Source organism: Cytobacillus oceanisediminis 2691 (genome assembly GCF_007678455.1).
GTDB lineage: Bacteria > Bacillota > Bacilli > Bacillales > Cytobacillaceae > Mesobacillus > Mesobacillus oceanisediminis_A.
Map to the genome: position 1 here is coordinate 51,435 of NZ_VEEP01000004.1, position 17,764 is coordinate 69,198.

19 protein-coding genes are annotated in these 17,764 nt (G+C 43.9%); 15 read left to right on the top strand and 4 right to left on the bottom strand.

Going from position 1 to position 17,764, the window contains the following annotated elements:
• Window position 1 precedes the first annotated feature (1 nt).
• From yqeH to FS736_RS09385, 7 genes are read left to right on the top strand one after another with little or no spacing between them, the layout of a single operon-like run.
• Window positions 2–1,105, top strand: a complete 1,104-nt coding sequence (gene yqeH / locus FS736_RS09355; protein ID WP_144476131.1) for a ribosome biogenesis GTPase YqeH — start codon at window positions 2–4, stop codon at window positions 1,103–1,105.
• 42 nt (window positions 1,106–1,147) lie between these two features.
• On the top strand, window positions 1,148–1,978 hold the full coding sequence (aroE, locus tag FS736_RS09360) for a shikimate dehydrogenase (protein WP_144476132.1): 831 nt from the start codon (window positions 1,148–1,150) through the stop codon (window positions 1,976–1,978).
• Between the two features lie 3 nt (window positions 1,979–1,981).
• A complete protein-coding gene (yhbY, locus tag FS736_RS09365; RefSeq protein ID WP_144476133.1) occupies window positions 1,982–2,275 on the top strand; it encodes a ribosome assembly RNA-binding protein YhbY in 294 nt (97 codons plus the stop codon).
• 19 nt (window positions 2,276–2,294) lie between these two features.
• Window positions 2,295–2,864 (top strand): nicotinate-nucleotide adenylyltransferase, encoded by a 570-nt coding sequence (locus FS736_RS09370; protein WP_144476134.1) that lies wholly within the window; start codon window positions 2,295–2,297, stop codon window positions 2,862–2,864.
• Window positions 2,854–3,420 (top strand): bis(5'-nucleosyl)-tetraphosphatase (symmetrical) YqeK, encoded by a 567-nt coding sequence (yqeK, locus tag FS736_RS09375; RefSeq protein ID WP_144476135.1) that lies wholly within the window; start codon window positions 2,854–2,856, stop codon window positions 3,418–3,420. Before FS736_RS09370 ends, yqeK begins: the two co-directional genes overlap by 11 nt.
• Before the next feature lie 4 nt (window positions 3,421–3,424).
• Window positions 3,425–3,778 carry a ribosome silencing factor gene (rsfS, locus tag FS736_RS09380; protein ID WP_144476136.1) on the top strand — a complete coding sequence of 118 codons (354 nt, stop codon included), beginning with the start codon at window positions 3,425–3,427 and terminating at the stop codon, window positions 3,776–3,778.
• Complete coding sequence (locus FS736_RS09385) at window positions 3,779–4,525, top strand: class I SAM-dependent DNA methyltransferase (RefSeq protein WP_144476137.1); 747 nt, start codon at window positions 3,779–3,781, stop codon at window positions 4,523–4,525.
• 106 nt (window positions 4,526–4,631) lie between these two features.
• Here FS736_RS09385 and comER read toward each other — a convergent pair whose 3' ends face one another.
• A complete protein-coding gene (gene comER, locus FS736_RS09390) occupies window positions 4,632–5,453 on the bottom strand; it encodes a late competence protein ComER (RefSeq protein WP_144476138.1) in 822 nt (273 codons plus the stop codon).
• Window positions 5,454–5,542: 89 nt separating this feature from the next.
• On the opposite strand from comER, the gene FS736_RS09395 reads away from it, so the two are divergent.
• The 3 genes from FS736_RS09395 to FS736_RS09405 all read left to right on the top strand — a co-directional run bounded on the left by FS736_RS09395 (window position 5,543) and on the right by FS736_RS09405 (window position 9,013).
• A complete protein-coding gene (locus FS736_RS09395; protein ID WP_260983575.1) occupies window positions 5,543–6,142 on the top strand; it encodes a helix-hairpin-helix domain-containing protein in 600 nt (199 codons plus the stop codon).
• Between the two features lie 99 nt (window positions 6,143–6,241).
• Window positions 6,242–6,652, top strand: a complete 411-nt coding sequence (locus FS736_RS09400) for a deoxycytidylate deaminase (protein ID WP_144476139.1) — start codon at window positions 6,242–6,244, stop codon at window positions 6,650–6,652.
• A 21-nt stretch (window positions 6,653–6,673) separates the two neighbouring features.
• Window positions 6,674–9,013, top strand: a complete 2,340-nt coding sequence (locus tag FS736_RS09405) for a DNA internalization-related competence protein ComEC/Rec2 (protein ID WP_144476140.1) — start codon at window positions 6,674–6,676, stop codon at window positions 9,011–9,013.
• 106 nt (window positions 9,014–9,119) lie between these two features.
• Here FS736_RS09405 and FS736_RS09410 read toward each other — a convergent pair whose 3' ends face one another.
• Complete coding sequence (locus FS736_RS09410) at window positions 9,120–9,254, bottom strand: YqzM family protein (protein WP_023627242.1); 135 nt, start codon at window positions 9,252–9,254, stop codon at window positions 9,120–9,122.
• 314 nt (window positions 9,255–9,568) lie between these two features.
• Between FS736_RS09410 and holA the strand changes: the two genes are divergently transcribed.
• On the top strand, window positions 9,569–10,588 hold the full coding sequence (gene holA, locus FS736_RS09415; RefSeq protein WP_144476141.1) for a DNA polymerase III subunit delta: 1,020 nt from the start codon (window positions 9,569–9,571) through the stop codon (window positions 10,586–10,588).
• A 68-nt stretch (window positions 10,589–10,656) separates the two neighbouring features.
• Here holA and rpsT read toward each other — a convergent pair whose 3' ends face one another.
• The gene (rpsT, locus tag FS736_RS09420; RefSeq protein ID WP_144476142.1) at window positions 10,657–10,917 is read right to left on the bottom strand and encodes a 30S ribosomal protein S20; all 261 of its coding nucleotides are present in this window, start codon (window positions 10,915–10,917) and stop codon (window positions 10,657–10,659) included.
• A 222-nt stretch (window positions 10,918–11,139) separates the two neighbouring features.
• Between rpsT and gpr the strand changes: the two genes are divergently transcribed.
• From gpr to FS736_RS09435, 3 genes are all read left to right on the top strand, one after another.
• Window positions 11,140–12,264, top strand: coding sequence for a GPR endopeptidase (gene gpr / locus FS736_RS09425; protein ID WP_144476143.1), 1,125 nt, complete (start codon window positions 11,140–11,142; stop codon window positions 12,262–12,264).
• 94 nt (window positions 12,265–12,358) lie between these two features.
• On the top strand, window positions 12,359–13,564 hold the full coding sequence (gene spoIIP / locus FS736_RS09430) for a stage II sporulation protein P (RefSeq protein ID WP_144476144.1): 1,206 nt from the start codon (window positions 12,359–12,361) through the stop codon (window positions 13,562–13,564).
• Window positions 13,565–13,583: 19 nt separating this feature from the next.
• Window positions 13,584–13,916, top strand: coding sequence for a YqxA family protein (locus FS736_RS09435; protein WP_144476145.1), 333 nt, complete (start codon window positions 13,584–13,586; stop codon window positions 13,914–13,916).
• A gap of 878 nt (window positions 13,917–14,794) precedes the next feature.
• Here the strand turns inward: FS736_RS09435 and FS736_RS09440 are convergent.
• Window positions 14,795–15,700 carry a nuclease-related domain-containing protein gene (locus FS736_RS09440; RefSeq protein WP_144476146.1) on the bottom strand — a complete coding sequence of 302 codons (906 nt, stop codon included), beginning with the start codon at window positions 15,698–15,700 and terminating at the stop codon, window positions 14,795–14,797.
• Between the two features lie 191 nt (window positions 15,701–15,891).
• On the opposite strand from FS736_RS09440, the gene lepA reads away from it, so the two are divergent.
• Window positions 15,892–17,727 carry a translation elongation factor 4 gene (lepA, locus tag FS736_RS09445; RefSeq protein WP_144476147.1) on the top strand — a complete coding sequence of 612 codons (1,836 nt, stop codon included), beginning with the start codon at window positions 15,892–15,894 and terminating at the stop codon, window positions 17,725–17,727.
• The last annotated feature ends 37 nt before the right edge of the window (window positions 17,728–17,764 follow it).

Sequence of the window (17,764 nt, forward strand, 5' to 3'; positions counted from 1 at the left end):
TTTGAGTGAACAATTAATCTGTACAGGCTGTGGTGTGAAAATCCAAACTGAAAATCCTGAAGAACTGGGGTATGCCCCTGCTTCTTCCTTGGAAAAAGAGGCTATCGTCTGCCAGAGATGTTTCCGCCTTAAAAACTATAACGAAATCCAGGATGTAAGTCTCACCGATGATGACTTCTTGAAAATATTGAATGAACTAGGGAGCAGGGATGCCCTCATTGTAAAAATCGTCGATATTTTCGACTTTAACGGCAGCTGGCTTCCCGGGATCCAGAGATTCGCTGGAAAGAATCCGGTATTATTGATTGGCAACAAGGCTGATCTTGTGCCTAAATCGGTCAAGCAGCGCAAGCTGATTGACTGGATGAAGAAAGAATCCCGGGAACTTGGGCTCAATCCGATCGATGTCTTTCTTGTAAGTGCGGCAAAAGGGTATAACATCAGAGAAGCTGCGGCGGCAATAGATGAATACCGGAATGGCAAGGATGTTTATATTGTTGGCTGCACAAATGTAGGGAAATCTACTTTTATTAATCGAATCATTAAGGAAGTGACAGGCGAAGGAGACATCATCACCACTTCACATTTTCCGGGAACAACCCTTGATATGATCGAAATCCCGCTAGAGGACGGCAAAGCGATCGTCGATACTCCGGGAATCATCAACCATCACCAGATGGCTCATTATGTGGATAAGCGTGATTTGAAGTACATTACGCCTAAAAAAGAGATCAAGCCAAAGGTGTACCAGCTGAACGAACAGCAGACATTATTTTTCGGCGGCCTGGCACGGTTCGATTATCTGGCAGGAGGCAGAAGGTCTTTTTCCTGCTATGTACCGAATGAAATCAATATCCATCGTACAAAGCTGGAAAATGCGGATGAGCTGTATAAGAACCATGCGGGTGAATTGCTGACCCCGCCTCGGCCTGAGCAAATGGATGAATTCCCTGAACTTGTCCGACATGAGTTCACGATTAAGGAAGCCAAAACAGATGTCGTTTTTTCAGGGCTTGGCTGGGTGACAGTCAATGATGCGGGCGCAAAAATTGCAGCATATGTTCCGAAAGGGGTTCATGTGATGCTGAGAAGGTCTCTGATTTAAACTCTTCGAGATCCAAAAACTATGAGGAAAGGCGGGAGAAGCATGAAAAAATTGTTCGGCGTCATCGGTGATCCAATTGGCCATTCCATGTCTCCTGCCATGCATAATGATCTCTTTGATTTTTATGGAATCGATGCAGTCTATCTTCCCTTTCATGTCACCAAGGAAAATCTTGAGGCAGCAGTAAAAGGGTTCAAAGCATTGGGTGTTAGTGGCTTCAATGTGACAATCCCGCATAAAACTGATATCATGGCCTATCTCGATCAAATCGATCCTTTGGCAGAAGCGATCGGAGCCGTCAATACGGTCAAAAATGAACATGGCATTTTAACAGGCTACAATACAGATGGACCCGGCTTCGTCAAAGGACTTGAATCAATGGATGCTGATCCTGGTTCAAGGTCAGCTTTGATTATTGGAGCAGGTGGTGCTTCAAGAGCGATTTACTTCTCAATGGCCCAGGCAGGAATTCAGCGGATTGACCTGTATAACCGGACAGCCGGGAAGGCTGAGGAATTAGTCAGCTCCTGTCCCTTCAAGGTCCGTTCAAAGGTCCTTGACAGAAAAACAGCTGAAAAGTCACTGCATGAATATCAGTTGATCATCCAGACCACTTCCATTGGAATGTCACCTGACCTAGAAGGTTTGCCGCTTTCACCTGAGAATATTTCCAGGGATGCAATCGTCAGTGATATCATATATAATCCTCTGCAAACAAAATTTTTGGAGGAAGCGTCTAAAAAAGGAGCCGAAATCCAGAATGGCGTCGGGATGTTCGTTTTGCAGGGGGCACTTGCTTTCGAAAAATGGACCGGGATTTTTCCGGACACCGAGAGAATGAGAGCCAATGTTTTAAGAAATTTAGGAGGTTAACACATGTTAACAGGTAAGCAAAAACGTTTTTTAAGGTCAAAAGCCCATCATCTGACTCCGATTTTTCAAGTCGGCAAAGGCGGGGTAAATGAAAATATGATCAAGCAAATCGCGGATGTGCTTGAAGCAAGAGAGTTAATCAAGGTAAGCATCCTCCAGAACTGTGATGAGGACAGGGATACTGTTGGAGAGCAGCTTTCACGCGGAGCAAAAGCGGAGCTTGTCCAGGTCATCGGGAATACAATTGTATTGTATAAAGAATCACGCGAGAATAAGCAAATCGTTCTTCCAAGATAAACAACTGGGAGGTGCCTGTTTGATGAAGGTTGGCATATTGGGCGGAACCTTCAATCCGCCGCACACCGGACATTTGGTCATTGCGAATGAAGTACTGCATGCTTATGGGCTGGATGAAGTTTGGTTCATGCCCAATCAGGTTCCGCCGCATAAAACAGTCAACATGCTTATCAGCAATTCAGACAGGCTTGAGATGCTCGAGCTTGCTACTGCCGACAACCAGAAATTCCGGGTGGAAAAAGCAGAACTCGAGAGAAGTGGTCCTTCTTACACGTATGAAACGATGAAAATATTAAAAGCTAAGAATAAAGAAATTGATTTTTATTTCATTATTGGCGGCGACATGGTTGAGTACTTGCCAAAATGGCATAAAATAGATGAGCTGCTGGAGATGGTGAAGTTCGTGGGGGTCAGCAGGCCGTCGTACACGACGGAAACGGAATATGATATTCTGTATGCAGAAACGCCACAGATGGACATCTCTTCTAGCATGATCAGAGAGAGAATAAGGGACGGTATAAGCATTCGCTATCTGCTGCCCGAATCTGTCAGGCTTTATATAGAGGAGAATGGTTTATATGGATCGTGAACAAGCACTTGAGATTGTGAAGCCGCAGCTGACTGAACATCGATATGTGCATACTATTGGAGTGATGGAGACTGCCATCAGGCTGGCAGAAAAATACGGCGCAGACCGGAAAAAAGCAGAAATGGCCGCCATTTTCCATGATTATGCCAAATTCAGGCCAAAAGAGGAAATGAGGCAGGTTATCGTTGACCAAAAAATGCCGGCCATCCTGCTGGAGTTCAACAGTGAGCTTTGGCATGCCCCTGTAGGAGCCTTTCTCGCCGAAAAAGAAGCAGGCATAAAAGACGGGGAAATCCTTGATGCCATCCGATTCCATACTTCAGGCAGGGTAGGCATGACCCTCCTTGATAAAATCATTTATCTGGCTGATTATATTGAGCCGGGCCGCCATTTCCCCGGGGTCGATGAGGTAAGGGATTTGGCAGAGAAAGATTTGGACATTGCGCTGACCCAGTCAATGAAAAATACCATCCTATTTTTGATAAAAAAAAACCAGCAGGTTTTTCCAGATACATTTAACGCATATAACAGCATTGTAAAAAACTCAGGAGGGTGATTGAATGAACGATCGACAACTATTGATGACAGCTGTAAAAGCAGCAGACGATAAAAGGGCAGAAGATATTATGGTATTGAATATGAAAGGCATCTCGCTGATTGCCGACTATTTCATTATCTGCCATGGTAATTCGGACAAACAAGTGCAGGCAATTGCACGTGAAATCAGGGAAAAAGCAGAAGAACAGGGATATGGTCTGAAAAGGATGGAAGGCTTCGATGAAGCGAGATGGGTCCTGATTGATATTGGCGATGTGGTTGTCCATGTCTTCCATAAAGAAGAAAGAAGCTACTATAATTTGGAACGTCTCTGGGGAGACGCACCAATCGAAAATGTTCAAAGTGAGCTGAATTAAGTGTCCTACGAAAGATTCGCTTATTTGTATGATGAGCTCATGCAGGACGTTCCCTATGATGAATGGGTCAAAATCGTCGAAGCGTACAAAGAGAGATATCAAGTGAATGGAATGAAGCTTCTCGACCTCGCATGCGGCACCGGGGAGCTTTCTGTCAGATTTGCGCAAAAAGGCTATGATGTTACTGGCGCGGACCTTTCTGGCGATATGCTTTCGGTAGCCCAGATGAAGGCCCAGGCACAATCTATGCCTATCCAATTCTTCCAGCAGGACATGACAGAACTAGAGGAATTAGGTGAATTTGATATCATCGGCATCTTTTGCGATTCCCTGAATTATTTGAAGGATGAACAGGCAGTAAAGAAGACCTTTGAAGGCGTATACCGTCTTTTGAAAAAGGGCGGCTTGTTCATTTTTGATGTCCATTCCGTTTATAAGATGCGCGATATTTTTGCGGATGCTACATTCACATGGGATGACGAAGAGATCACCTATATCTGGAACAGCTTCAAGGGAGACGACCCGCATAGCGTTGAACATGAACTGACTTTTTTTGTACTCGATGAAAGAACCGGAAAATATGATCGTGTTGATGAAGTGCATTACCAGCGTACATATCCGGAAGCAATATATGTAGAATTGCTGAAGCAGGCAGGCTTTGAGAATATTGAAATCACCGGTGATTATTCACTCAAGGCTCCTGACTCAACAACCGAGCGATTATTTTTTGCTATGATCAAGTCATAATAGGATTTATATTCATTAGAAAAGCTCCCGATTCACACGGGAGCTTTTTTGTACCATTTCTGTCACAATTTTAAGGAAGGATTTTCGGGTTAAATGGAGAAAACTTTTAAGGACCGAATTGTTCCTTAATGCTTTCTAATTCTGTTGCGTATTTTTTATGTGTTGCCTGGAACAGCTTTTCAAACATATCTCCTGTTTCACGATCCAGTACCTTGATTCCTTCTCCAGTTATACCGCCTTTCACGCAAACCTTTTCCTGCAAAGTCTGTAATGTATAATGATTTTGACTCAAAAGTTCCCCTAAACCAATTAACATTTCGCTTGCTAGTTTGGTGGCGGTTTCCTGATCAATCTCCGTTTCTTTGACAGCACCATTGATAAAGCTCTGGACAAGGTGACTGAAGAAAGCTGGACCGCAGCTGACAATATCTGATGCTACTCTTGTAATGTTCTCCTCTATTACCAGCGGGACAGATACCTTTTTAAAAAGAGTTAACATAGCTTCCCGCCATTCCGTTGTGCATCGGGTGCCAAACGAGAAAAGCGATACCCCGGCAAGTGCTCTGCTTGTAATGCTTGGAATGATCCTCATGACTGAACAATCCACTTTGCTTTCAATTTGTTCCACACTGATTGGGCTAGTAATGGAGATTACACATTTATTCTTCGTAAGCACAGGATTGATGGTTTCAAGGACTCCCAATACATTATGAGGCTTCACGCATACGAAAATGGCATCGGCTTTTTCAGCTACTTCTATCGCATTCTTTCCAATGGCTAAGCCTGGATATATTTTTTGAATCTCTAAAGCTTTTGATAACGTCCTATTCGTAATCATCATTGAAGAAGGGGAAACGGCATTCCCATCAATGAGAGCTTCGGCGAGAATTCTCCCCATATTCCCTGTGCCTATTATCCCTATTTTCATAACCCTTCCCTCCTTCGTACATTTATTCTCCTATATCCATATGATTTTAATTTTTATTTTATGCCAATGAAGAAAGGTGTTGATGCTGCTTGGAATGGATCAAGGAAAACAAAATCTTTGTAATTGCAGGAATTGCGGCTTTGTTATTTTTTCTTTATTCATCATTCGATGAAGGGGATGAACTCACCGAGGAAAATGCCGTGGCGATGGTTACAGAACTGGAACCTGAGAAAGAGGCGGAAGTCGAGGAAAAAGAAATCATCATGATGGCAGAGATAAAAGGAGCTGTTGTTCATCCCGGTGTATATGAGGTAAAAGAGGGAGGGAGGGTGATCGACCTGATTGAGGTGGCTGGAGGGCTTGAAAAAGAGGCTGACGCGGCCGCGATTAATTTTGCCATGTATGTCCAGGATGAAATGTCAATTTATGTGCCGCGCATCGGAGAAGAAGTTCCTTCATCTTTGCCGGTACAGAATGAGGGTGAGGCGGCAAAGGGAAAGCTGGATTTAAATACTGCCCAATCAGCCGACCTCCAGACCTTGCCGGGAATCGGTCCGGCCAAGGCTGAAGCAATCATTGAGTACCGCGAAACGAACGGGCCGTTTAAAGCAATCGAGGATTTAAAAGAAATCAGCGGGATTGGGGAAAAAACTTTTGAAAAGTTAAAGGACTTGATTTCGGTTAAATAGCTGCCGTTGAAATTGAACTCTTTCAGCCAAAGACTTAAAATGGAGGATATAAAAAGGTTATCATAAATTATATTGAGCGTTTTTAAGGGGGATTACAGCATGGAACGAAAGAGTTGGGATGATTATTTTTTGGATATTGCCGAAGAAGTGGGCACGCGTTCTACCTGCCCAAGGCTGCATGTCGGGTGTGTCATTGTCAAGGACAAGCATATCGTTTCGACCGGTTACAATGGATCAATCCACGGTCATGACCATTGTGAGGATGCCGGCTGCCTGATTAATGAGCAGGGTCGCTGCATCAGGACTTTGCACGCGGAGGAAAATGCGGTCCTCCATGCGGATAGAGGACTATTAAAAGGAGCAACGGCGTTCGTCACCCATGAGCCATGCGAAAAGTGCTCCAAGACCCTGGCACAATCAGGAATTGCCCGTATTGTTTATAAATCTGCGTATCCTAACAAATACAATGATCTCTTTTTAAGGGATGTAGAGGTTGTACATTTGCCATAATAAATCTAAAGGATTAATGACATGAAGTTTATACGGATTGCACCCATTAGGGGACAGTTGCTTTACTTTGCCGCTGTCTCACTGCTGGGCTTGCTGACAATTAAACAGAATCCACTTCTGTACGGGGCGTTGTTTTTGCTCACCCTCTTCTTTCTAAAAGAATTTAAGAAACTCCATGCATCACTCCTGGTGCTTATGAGTGCCTGTTATGCTGTATTTATGGCTGCCGGGTACTTTGATGATTTTGAAACAGTGTATATGGGCAGCGAAAAGAACTTCCTTGTTTTATTTGATGATGAAATCAAGGTGGATGGTGATTTGCTTTATGCCTATAGCAGATCACTGCCGGCCGATGAAAAACTTATCATCAAATACAGAATCAAAACCATTGCTGAAAAAGAAATCATCCAGAATCTCCTCAATCCGGGAACAGCCTGTTCAGCCTCCGGAATCCTCTCAAGCCCGCCGCCTGCCACAAATCCAAATGCTTTTGACTACAAAAAATTCCTTGAACGAGACAAAATATCCTGGATTCTTGAAGCCGACCAGCTATCTTTGGCTACCTGCCATAAAAAGTCGCAAAGTATCTTGACAATGCTTAAAGGCTTCAGGCAAAAAGAAGTGCTGAGAATCAATCAGATTTTCCCTGATGATACCTCAGCGCTTGCGGCAGCACTGATTTTTGGCGAAAGAGATTTCTTTAATCCCGAAACAGAACGATCCTACCAGAAAATAGGCATTGTTCATTTATTGGCGATTTCAGGACTGCATGTAGGCCTGCTTACTGGAATGCTCTACTTCATTAGTATCCGGCTTGGGGTGACGAAGGAAAAAACGGAGATGCTGCTGATGGCCTTCCTGCCGTTGTATACAGTCATGACTGGACTCGCACCACCGGTCATCCGGGCTTCCGCTATGCTTCTTCTATTGATTGGTTCAAAGCGCTATTCGGTCAAGATGAATCCGCTAGATGCCATTTCAGCTGCATTTATGATCATGGCGTTATTACAGCCAGGCATCATTTATGACACAGGTTTTCAGCTCTCTTATAGTGTCAGTTTCTCATTGATCCTTTCGGCGCCGGTTATCATGAAAACCTTCACATCACTTGCCGGGCAAACTGCTGCAGCTTCTTTTATCGCCCAAACCTCCAGTCTCCCGATCATCATTTCGTCCTTCCATGAAGTCTCTGTCATATCCATGCTCGCCAATCTTCTTTTTGTCCCTCTTTTCTCATTTGGATTGCTTCCAATTTTGCTGTTAACCTATATTTTCATCTTTTGGGCTTCACCGCCTTCGTTTTATTTAATCCTTCTGGAAACGCTGATACACAATGTTAACCTTTTTGCAGCGAGCCTTGCTGAGCTTCGGATATCGACCCTCGTGATTGGTAAGCTGGAGCCGATCCTCCTGATATTGCATATCCTTTTGATTCCGATTTTCTTTTATATGTGGGAAGGATTTTTAATAAGGAAGGCCAAACCGCCATTATGGATTTTTGCGCTTCCTCTCATTCCTCTTTTCATGCAGATTTTATGGCCCTATATGAGCCCATATGGAAAAATCGTATTTCTGGATGTTGGCCAGGGCGACAGCATTTTCATCAGGCTTCCGCATAACCAGGGGAATTATCTTATTGATACTGGCGGTGTCATCCCTTTTGCAAAGGAAGATTGGCAGCAGGGAAGGAGCCAGTATGATCCAGGCAAAAAAATCGTCGTCCCATTTTTGAAAAGCGAAGGAATCAGAAGCCTGGATAAATTGATTTTGACACACGGGGATGCCGACCATATTGGAGGGGCCAGGGCGCTGTTCGAAGAGCTGAAGGTCAAACAGCTGATTCTCCCGCGTGTCCCTGATCGATCGGACTTGGAAAACAGGATAATTGATGTTGCACACAAGGAGGGAACAGAAATCCAAGAAGCTGAAATGGGCACAACGTGGAGTTCCGGTGGAGGGGAATTCCTGATTATCAATCCAATTCGATCTCCAGCAGACCGTAATGACGGGTCAATTGTATTGCTCGCTGATCTTGGCGGGAAAAAGTGGCTTTTCACTGGAGATCTTGGTTTGGAAGGGGAAAGGCTAATGGAGCAGACCATTAAGGGACTTGATATCGATGTGTTAAAGGTTGGCCATCACGGCAGCAAATATTCCAGTTCGGAAAGCTTTCTGGAATGGACAAAGCCGGAATACGCGATCATTTCTGTCGGGAAAAAGAACAGGTATGGCCATCCAGGGAAGGAAGTGCTTGAAAGGTTGAAGGAAGCTGGGGCGGTTATTTACAGGACAGATGAAGGCGGTGCCATCACTTACAAGTTCAAAGGCAATTCAGGAACCTTTGGCATGCAATTGCCATAGTATAGAACAAAGAGCAAATACGTCTCTCCCCTTATAATCACATGAAAACGAAAAGAGACTGCATCTAAAAATGCAGTCTCCACAACTTTATCCTATGTAGCCGTGATTAACTCCCGATTAACTGCACGACTGTCGCAATAATGAACATTGTTGCAAAGAATCCAAAAGAAACGATGAATCCAACACCTGAGTCAACAGCGTCATTGCGATTGCTTTGGACATTCTCTTCGAATTGATTCACAGTCAATCCCCCCTATTAATTCTATAATAGTATAAGCGATTCAATTTAAAAAATCCAGTCTTCTCTTTACAGCTTATTTACCCAATGTACCAAGAGTTGACACAAATACTTTTCCCGGTTGGGGCTAAAATAATCTTAACTTCGATGCACCGCTGCCATATAAGTATCCTAGGCCTTATACAGCAGCGTTCAATATAGATAGGGGAATTGGCCGAGATAGTCGGAGGCCAATTCCCTTAGAATGCTTGTCAAAATGTCCAAGCTTCTTTACGATAGACATATGGGAAAACTGGAACTGAACGGAGCGGAAAAAAGTGGTATTGGACATTTGGAAAAAGATAAGCAAAAAACAGGTGGATTCTGTTTATTTATTGTATGGGACAGAAGCATTCCTAATAAATGAAACAAAACAGCTGCTGGTCGACAATGTTTTGGATGAAGAAGAAAAAGATTTCAATTTTTCGGTATACGATCTTGAGGAAACTCCCATCGAGGCAGCATTGGAAGACGCTGAAACCTTCCCGTTCATGGGAGAAAAGCGATTGGTCATCCTTCAGAATCCCATGTTTTTGACATCTGAAAAGTCAAAAGGAAAGATTGAACATAATCTCGCCAAACTGGAGGATTACCTTTCACAGCCTGCTCCCTACTCCATCGTCGTATTTTCTGCGCCATACGAAAAACTGGATGAACGCAAAAAAATAACCAAGGAGTTAAAGCGGAAAGCAACAGTAGTAGAAGCCAAAAAGCTGAATGAGCAGGAAATTAAATCCTGGGTAAAAGAGCGCGCTGAAATGCATGGGTCCGTCATAGAAAATGATGCGATTGAGCTATTGCTCGCACTTGCAGGGACGAACTTATTCATGCTCACTTCTGAAATTGATAAACTGGCTCTTTATGCGGGCGATAACCTGCCGATCACCAAGGACATTGTGGACCGTCTGACTGCAAGGTCTTTGGAACAAAATATTTTCACTCTGGTCGACAAGGTTGTCCACCGGAATGTAGAGGCTGCCTTGAGGATTTATTACGATCTTTTGAAGCAAAATGAGGAACCAATTAAAATCCTTGCGGTCATCACTGGCCAATTCAGGCTGATTTACCAGGTAAAGGAGCTGGCAAGGAAAGGATATGGCCAACAGCAGATAGCCGGGACGCTGAAAATCCATCCTTTCAGGGTAAAACTTGCTGCAGGACAAGCAGGGGCATTTTCGGATGAAGAATTGACAAGGATCATGAAGCTTCTGGCTGACGCAGACTATCAAATGAAAACAGGCGGCATGAAAAAAGAAATGCTGATTGAAATGATCCTGTTCCAGATCAAAGGCAGGTAACTTACATAGAATGCAAAATAAAAAAACGACCCTGACAGGTCGTTTTTTTATTAGCAGTATGAAAAAAATTAGCCGTTAGCGTTCAATTTTTTCATAAGACGGGCTTTTTTGCGGGCAGCTGCATTTTTGTGGATAAGACCTTTAGCTGCTGCTTTATCAAGCTTGCTTGCTGCTTGAGCGTAAGAAGCTTTTGCTTCAGTATCGTTGTTCACGATTGCTGCTTCAGCTTTTTTAACTGCTGTACGCATAGTTGATTTAACAGTAATGTTGTGAGCTCTGCTCTCTTCACTTGTTTTTACACGTTTAATTGCAGACTTAATGTTTGGCATTCCGTTCACCTCCTAAAAAGCATCGAGATTTTATGGAACTCGACATTTCCAGTACATTTCTTATTTATTAAGAACAAATGATATTTTATCAAACAGGGGTGAATAATGCAATACTCTGCTTTAATTTATGTCCAGAGCTGCGTGAATGTTTTTTGATATAAAAGGAAAAGATAGGCAATAGTATGCTGTTTAGCAGCCAAACTGTTTGGGAGGAATGCGACCATGAAGGAACCAATCGACTTGAGCATGTATTCAATCAGGACTGACCTGGCTGTGGAAGCGAGGGAGATGGTGCTTGCAGACCAGGCATCAACCGTCCATACCGAGGAGAATCTCTCTCAAATTGAAGGCGTCATTATAAAAGAAAAAGAGGAAAATGATATAAAGATTTCTCTCGTTGAGGTAACCGCCGAGGGTGAGAAGAGCCTCGGTAAAAAGCAGGGGCAGTATTTGACAATCGAAGTTGTCGGCATCCGCCAGCAGGATACCGAGCTGCAAGGGAAAGTAGAGAAAGTCTTCGCCAATGAATTTGCCCAGTTTATCAAACAATCCGGGATTAAGGAGGATGCATCCTGCCTTGTTGTTGGGTTGGGGAACTGGAATGTGACCCCCGATGCTCTCGGACCGCTCGTTTGTGAAAATTTGCTTGTGACCAAGCATCTATTCGAACTGCAGCCTGAGTCTGTCGAGAAGGGGTACCGCTCTGTCAGTGCGCTTTCTCCTGGTGTGATGGGATTAACGGGAATCGAAACATCGGACATTATTTTTGGCGTAGTCGAAAAGACGAAGCCGGACTTTGTGATTGCAATCGATGCGCTTGCGTCACGCTCTATTGAAAGAGTCAATTCAACAATCCAGATATCCGATACGGGAATCCATCCCGGCTCTGGAGTAGGGAATAAAAGGAAGGAACTCAGCAAAGAGACGCTCGGGATCCCGGTAATTGCGATCGGCGTTCCGACAGTCGTCGATGCTGTTTCGATTACAAGTGACACAATTGATTTTATCCTGAAGCATTTCGGAAAGGAAATGAGGGAAGGAAACAAGCCTTCGAGATCACTTGTTCCTGCGGGGATGAGTTTTGGGAAGAGAAGGAAGCTGACGGACGAAGACTTGCCTGAGGCAGAACAACGTCAGACATTCATGGGAATGATCGGCACACTTGAGGATGAAGAAAAAAGGAAGCTGATTTATGAGGTTCTTTCACCATTGGGCCACAACCTGATGGTCACTCCAAAAGAAGTGGATGTTTTCATCGATGATATGGCGAATTTGATTGCCAGCGGACTCAATTCTGCGCTGCATTCGAACATCGACCAGGATAACACTGGTATGTATACACATTAGGTTATATTTCAAAATGATTACGATTGGAATCCTGGTTCTATCTTCTCTAGCAAAGTCATAACATTTACTAGACTTGCATGAGAGAGGTGGAGCAATGAGACTTAATAAACGTTCGGGAATAATTGTAGCTGTCCAGGGGACTCAAGTTGTAAAAGCCGCACTAGCATTTGTATTCTTTCTCATTGGGATTTTTTCGATAAGCGGGGCCATGACGACGCTGAGGCCGGAGCTTAGGCTTTCCTCCGATTCTGTCAATCAGGCTGCAACTAACCTGAACGGCCAGCTGCTGTTCAGCTTGATGGGGTGGGAAAATCATCAGTTCCTGCAGGCGCTGCCAGAGGAATATGAAGCTCCAAAGCTGACCAATGTCATGTTCAAGCTTACTACCAATATCAATCTGGATGATCCCAGAAGCTTGCTGGGAAGGGAACTGCCTGGTTTCTCGCTTTTTGATGGGAAAATTCTGGTTGCGGGTAAGGGAACCAATTATACAAACATGCCGATGGAATCTGCTCCTCCGCTAGATGTGTTGAAAGCGGAGCAGGAGGCAGCCTTGCAAAATACCGAGGATCTTCCAGGTGCTTCGGAAGGAAGTACGGCAACTCCGCCACTGTCAACCGGCGACCGTAAAGCTGTATATATTTATTTTACCCATACAAGAGAATCGTATCTTCCGTACCTTAAGGGTGTAACCGATCCGAATCAGGCGTATCATTCACAGGTAAACGTGACCAGGATTGGTGATCATCTGAAATCAGGTCTTGAACAGCGGGGAATCGGAACGACGGTTGATAAAACCGATGTCATGGGAAACCTGAACAAGAAAGGGCTTGGATTTGGAAAAGCCTATCAGGAAGCACGCCCGGTAGTTGAAGCGGCCATGTCAGGAGACCGGAATCTGCAATACTTCATAGATATCCATCGGGATGGTTACCGAAAAGATAAAACAACCCTACAAATCAACGGAAAATCCTATGCTAAACTGGCGTTTGTCATTGGCGGGGAAAATGCGAATTATGAGAAAAACCTAGCACTCGCACGCGAACTGCATAATCTCCTTGATAAAAAGTATGGCAAAGGACTCAGCAGGGGCGTCATAGAGAAAAAGGGTGCGTCAACCAACGGGAAATTCAATCAGGACCTTTCAGGGAATGCATTATTGATCGAATTCGGCGGTGTCGATAATACATTCGAGGAATTAAATAGGTCCGCGGATGCTTTGGCAGATGTATTCAGCGAATTTTACTGGCAGGCCGAAAAAGTAGGAGCGCCAGCCCAACAGCCTCCAGACAAGAAATAAAATCAGTCAGGTGATCGAGATGAAAATGTTCATGCTAAAAAGCTTAATGCTCGCTTCTTTAATGTTCATATCCGTATTGTTCGGCATGCAGCAGGCAAACGAAGGAATCCATAAAATGAAAGGGTATGATGATCCCGAATTCAAAAGTGCCCTCAGTGTAAAAGAAAACGAAAGTGGCAGCTTCGAGACCGCAATCCTGGGCAACGACATTTCCAGCCATGACCTTGAACAAAAGCGAAAAAAGCTAGAAGAAATGAAAGCATTCAACCTCTTTTCATCAATCGGAAAAAAGCTGGCAGACGGAATATCCGTTGTTATGGAAAAAACAGTAGAATTGATTACCGGGAAGTAGCGAGGACAGCGGGCTTGGGGCCTGCTGTTTTTCTTTTGTAAGGCGTGTTTGGGACTGTGAAACTCCAGATAATGGAAAATAGTATCGTCAATAGACCATATTGGGACTGCTGAACTCCAGATAATGGGAAAAGGTGTCACCAATAGGGTGTATTGGGACTGTGAAACTCCAGATAATGGAAAATGGTGTCATCAATAGATCGCATTGGGACTGCGAAACTCCATATAATGGAAAATGGTGTCACCAATAGACCGCATTGGGACTGCTGAACTCCAAATAATGGGAAAAGGTGTCACCAATAGGGTGTATTGGGACTGTAAAACTCCAGATAATGGAAAATGGTGTCACCAATAGACCGCATTGGGATTGCTGAACTCGAGATAATGGAACATAGTGTCGCCAATAGACCACATTGGGACTGCGAAACTCCAGATAATGGAAAATGGTGTCATCAATAGATCGCATTGGGACTGCGAAACTCCATATAATGGAAAATGGTGTCACCAATAACCGGATTGGGACTGCTGAACTCGAGATAATTGGAAAAGGTGTCACCAATAGGGTGTATTGGGACTGTGGAACTCCAGATAATGGAAAATAGAGTCACCAATAGATCGCATTGGGACTGCTGAATTCCAGATAATGGGAAATAGTGTCGCTAATAGACCACATTGGGACCGCAAAAATCCAGATAATGGAAAATGGTGTCACCAATAACCGCATTGGGACTGCTGAACTCCAGATAATGGAAATTTGTGTCACCAATAGACCGTATTGGAACCCCTTTAACTCCAAAAAAAGAACGGAGCATCATTAAAGCTATGGACGCCCTATTACAAAATAATAGTCACCAATGAAAACCATTGGTGACCAAAAATTCATTCATAATATGACCATTGGCCATATCCTGAGACTATTAAATTCTCCTTCAATGTCTGTCTGATGGTTCTCTTGGGAAATAAATCACCAGTCCATTCATAGATTGTATTGGTGGATAACTTTTCAGACGGATATAGAACTTGATAATCCTCAATGCTTTGCACCAGCGCGCTTTTAGTATTCACAGGTTTTCCGCATTTTGGGCATGTTAGTATATGTGAATGATATTCTACCATTCCTGTCCCGCATTTCTGACAAAATACACCCTTTCTTAGCTGTGAATACTCAAAATGAGGCACCTTGCTAAAAGGGGATTTCGTAATATGGGATGCTAATAACTTTTCGGATAATCTTACATGCTGATGGTTCAAAGTAGTCTGCTGGTTATTCAATTGATGGATAAAGCGGTTCAGGTTTGTCGGGAGGATGATTTTCCTGTTAAGCGGGGCATGGTACAAAGTAAATTCGGGATTGACAAATACGAGATACGGCTCAATGGGGATTTTAATTCCGGAACTATTAAAAAATTGTCTTAGGAGTGAAACGTTCCTGTCTAGTTGCAGCAGTGGGTTTTTAACTTCGTTCCCGTTAATGGTTTTGAATGTATCACCTTCGAAATAATACTCTCCTTCAAAATTTTTAACTTCAAATAGGTAGGAAAGTCTCTGTATGATCATCAACGAGTCAATCTGGAAATGAGAATGATTCTGCTCAAGCAGCAAGTCATTTAAAATATATGACTGCATGGTTATTTGTTGCAGGTACCCGTCAAACATCACCTCGCCTTCAAATCCCTTTTGTAAATTTAAATAGTACTGTTTCTCTTTTTCGGATAAAACCATCCGTGTGTTCAATGCCTTCAAAACTTTTAATTCTTCAGACTCATAACGTTCTTTTAAAAACATAATTCATCTCCCTTCTACCATTCATTTTACTTAATAAGTTCCTAATATTCTGTGAACAATATATGGACGCAATCCTGCCGTGATAAGGCACCCTCCACGAGACTCTTCCTCCATTATTTATTGAATCTTGATATTCCTGCTGATATAATCAACAATAGTGTACATGCGCGAGTATAGTAGGAGTGAACGCAATGAGCAGAGAAGATAGACTTAATAGACAAAGTAAAATACGAAATTTTTCGATTATCGCCCATATTGACCATGGAAAGTCCACGCTGGCTGACCGGATCCTTGAAAAGACGAATGCCTTGACTGCGCGTGAAATGAAGGATCAGCTGCTGGATTCGATGGATCTTGAGCGTGAACGTGGAATCACGATAAAGCTGAACTCAGTACAATTGAAGTACCAGGCGAAAGATGGAGAGATCTATACTTTCCACCTTATCGATACACCTGGACACGTAGACTTCACTTATGAAGTATCTCGAAGCCTTGCAGCATGTGAAGGTGCTGTCCTTGTTGTCGATGCAGCACAGGGAATCGAGGCACAGACGCTGGCGAATGTTTACCTTGCAATCGATAATGACCTGGAAATCGTGCCGGTCATCAATAAAATCGATCTGCCGAGTGCGGATCCTGAACGTGTCAGAAACGAAATTGAAGAAGTGATCGGCCTGGATGCTTCTGAAGCTGTCCTCGCATCCGCAAAAGCAGGAATCGGGATTGAAGATATCCTTGAGCAAATCGTCGAGAAGGTTCCGGCCCCGCAGGGAGATCCTGATGCTCCATTAAAAGCATTGATTTTCGACTCTTTGTATGACGCGTACCGCGGCGTAGTTGCATATATCCGCGTTGTCGATGGAACGGTCAAAGTCGGCGACAAAATCAAAATGATGGCGACAGGCAAAGAGTTTGAAGTAACAGAAGTCGGAGTATTCACGCCAAAGGCTACTCCTTCACCTGAGCTGACTGTCGGAGATGTAGGTTTCCTGACAGCGGCAATCAAGAACGTCGGCGACACACGTGTGGGTGATACGATCACAAACGCGAAAAACGGTGCTGCCGAAGCACTTCCGGGATACCGTCGCTTGAACCCAATGGTATATTGCGGTCTGTATCCGATCGACTCAGCGAAATTCAATGACCTGAGGGAAGCACTTGAAAAACTTGAGCTTAACGATTCAGCGCTTCAATTCGAACCGGAAACATCACAGGCATTAGGCTTCGGTTTCCGCTGCGGATTCCTGGGACTTCTTCATATGGAAATCATCCAGGAGCGCATCGAGCGTGAATTCAAGATTGACCTGATCACGACTGCGCCAAGCGTTATCTACGATGTCATCATGACAGACGGCACTGAAATTAAGGTGGATAACCCTTCCAATATGCCTGATCCGCAAAAGATCGACCGTGTTGAAGAGCCATATGTAAAAGCAACAATGATGGCGCCGAATGATTATGTCGGAGCGATCATGGAGCTTTGCCAGGAGAAACGCGGTATCTTCATCGACATGCAATATATGGATGAGACACGCGTCAGCATCGTGTATGAAATCCCGCTGTCTGAAATTGTCTATGATTTCTTTGACCAGCTGAAATCAAGCACGAAAGGCTATGCTTCGTTCGATTACGAGCTAATCGGCTACAAGCCTTCCAAGCTGGTGAAGATGGACATCCTGCTTAATGCTGAAAAAGTAGATGCATTGAGCTTCATCGTTCACAGGGACTTTGCTTATGAGCGCGGAAAAGTCATCGTCGATAAGCTGAAGGACCTTATTCCACGACAGCAATTCGAGGTGCCAATCCAGGCGGCCATCGGCCAGAAAATTGTTGCGCGTTCGACCATCAAGGCGATGCGCAAAAACGTTCTGGCCAAATGTTATGGCGGGGATATCTCACGTAAGCGTAAGCTCCTTGAGAAACAAAAAGAAGGTAAGAAGCGCATGAAGCAGGTTGGTTCTGTAGAAGTGCCGCAGGAAGCCTTCATGGCAGTCCTGAAGATGGACGATAACAATACAAAGAAATAATATAGAGTGGAGGCTGGATGCGCTTGATGACCAAGCG